The organism is Microcystis sp. M53603_WE2 (assembly GCF_030065435.1).
Window position 1 is genome coordinate 1 of the sequence record NZ_JASJFF010000929.1, and the last position, 1661, is coordinate 1661.

A 1661-nucleotide genomic window follows, 5' to 3' on the forward strand; every position below is an offset into this window, starting at 1 on the left:
ATGGCGATTTGATTACCCTATTCAGAAATCTTTGTCAAGTACAATTTATACCAAATTAGATGAGCTTACCCTGTTATAGACAAAGGCATTTAGCGATTTTTGTCAATTGTTTTTTATCTAGAGCGAACTAATCAATTAAGTCTCTTGCCAGATAAGGATTTAGTCGATTTATGCCCCCCTATCGAACCATAACAAGTAACGAAGAGCCATTTTTTTGTTAATATAGGCTAAAAAATTAATTAAACCAGAGCTTGGTTCTATTCTATGAAAATCCAAGCAGATCAAAGATGTATTCTTCTTAAAATTATCTTGGCTCTTCTCGACTTTGTGTGATAATTTTTGACGATGAAATTCTGAAATGTTTACTGGGAAAGACTTTCATGGCTATTTTTGTGAATAAATAAACTATCATTATAGGCCTCGTTTCCACACAGAAACCAGAAAAGCCAAATCCTTGCATAATCGAGATTTGTATGATATTATGAATAAATAATTAAAACAGAAAATTCTGGTTAATTTGGGTAGATTTGAGTATATTTTAGGGGAGGCTAAGTATATTTGCCATCTCTGCTTTTAGTAAGTATCAATAAAATCAACCGGAAAAAGGGGATTGCCGAATGAAGAATAAGAAAGCGGAATTCAGAGAAGGAGGAAGGGAGTGAAGTCAATGTTAAGGAGCGGCTCTAATAATCGAAAAGCCAAAATTATCAAATCATCACTTACTTCGGCGAAACTGGTCAAAAAATATGGATAAAGTCCGGGTTATCGTTGTAGAAGATCACGATTTAACCCGCATGGGCTTAGTGGTGGCTCTCCAGCATCGGGAAGGTATTCAAGTGGTAGGGGAAGCGATCAGTGGATTACAGGGACTGAAACTGCTAGAGGAGACTAAACCCGATGTAGCGATCATCGATATAGGTTTACCCATGATCGATGGGATCGAGTTAGTGCGACGCTTCCAACAAAATCGGGGCGAAGACCCCCTGGCCACGAAAATCCTCATGCTAACCATGCACAAAACCCAAGAACAGGTTTTAGCGGCTTTTAGTGCTGGGGCTGATTCCTACTGTATGAAGGATATTAGCATTGATAAGTTAATCGAGGCGATTTATTCCACCCACGAAGGCAATCATTGGCTTGACCCTGCGATCGCCAATATTGTTCTGCAACAAGTGCGCCAAAATGTTCCCGTCGGTGCGGCTGCCGGGACCAAAACAGTGATAATTCAAGGCGTTGACCGAGAATATCACCAATTGCTGGAAAATGCCCCCCTAACGGCACGAGAGCGAGAAATTCTCGATCTGATTGTCGCGGGTTGTAGTAATGCCGAGATTGCCAAGCGACTCTATATCACCATCGGCACGGTGAAAACCCATGTCCGCAATATCTTAAATAAACTCTCTGTGGATGATCGGACTCAAGCGGCAGTGCTGGCCCTGCGATCGGGATTAGTGGATTAAAAAAACCGGCATCCTACCCGGGTAGGATGCCGGCTCGGTCAAAACTAGAAACTAGACTTGGGCTGCCACTTTTGATTCAGCGGCCATTAGTTTTTCGTAGGTTTCACGCATTTTGAGACCGACTAACACTTGGAATAAACCCGTACCATTGGTAGAACCGGGATAATCCTTGTGTTTGAGCAGTAATTCCGTCATTTCACC

Annotated in this window: 1 protein-coding gene and 1 pseudogene; one reads left to right on the top strand and one right to left on the bottom strand. The window is 41.7% G+C overall.

Annotated features, from left to right (window positions below; translation table 11 throughout):
- The first annotated feature begins 746 nt into the window (after positions 1-746).
- The gene (locus tag PX481_RS19670; RefSeq protein WP_002760572.1) at positions 747-1460 is read left to right on the top strand and encodes a response regulator; all 714 of its coding nucleotides are present in this window, start codon (positions 747-749) and stop codon (positions 1458-1460) included.
- Between the two features lie 51 nt (positions 1461-1511).
- Here PX481_RS19670 and PX481_RS19675 read toward each other — a convergent pair.
- Positions 1512-1661, bottom strand: a pseudogene (locus PX481_RS19675) (phosphoribulokinase); the annotation flags it as partial.

What these genes read in the sequence shown, in the direction of transcription:
- PX481_RS19670 (WP_002760572.1), top strand. Translation starts at nt 747, where the DNA reads ATGGATAAAGTCCGGGTTATCGTTGTAGAAGATCACGATTTAACCCGC.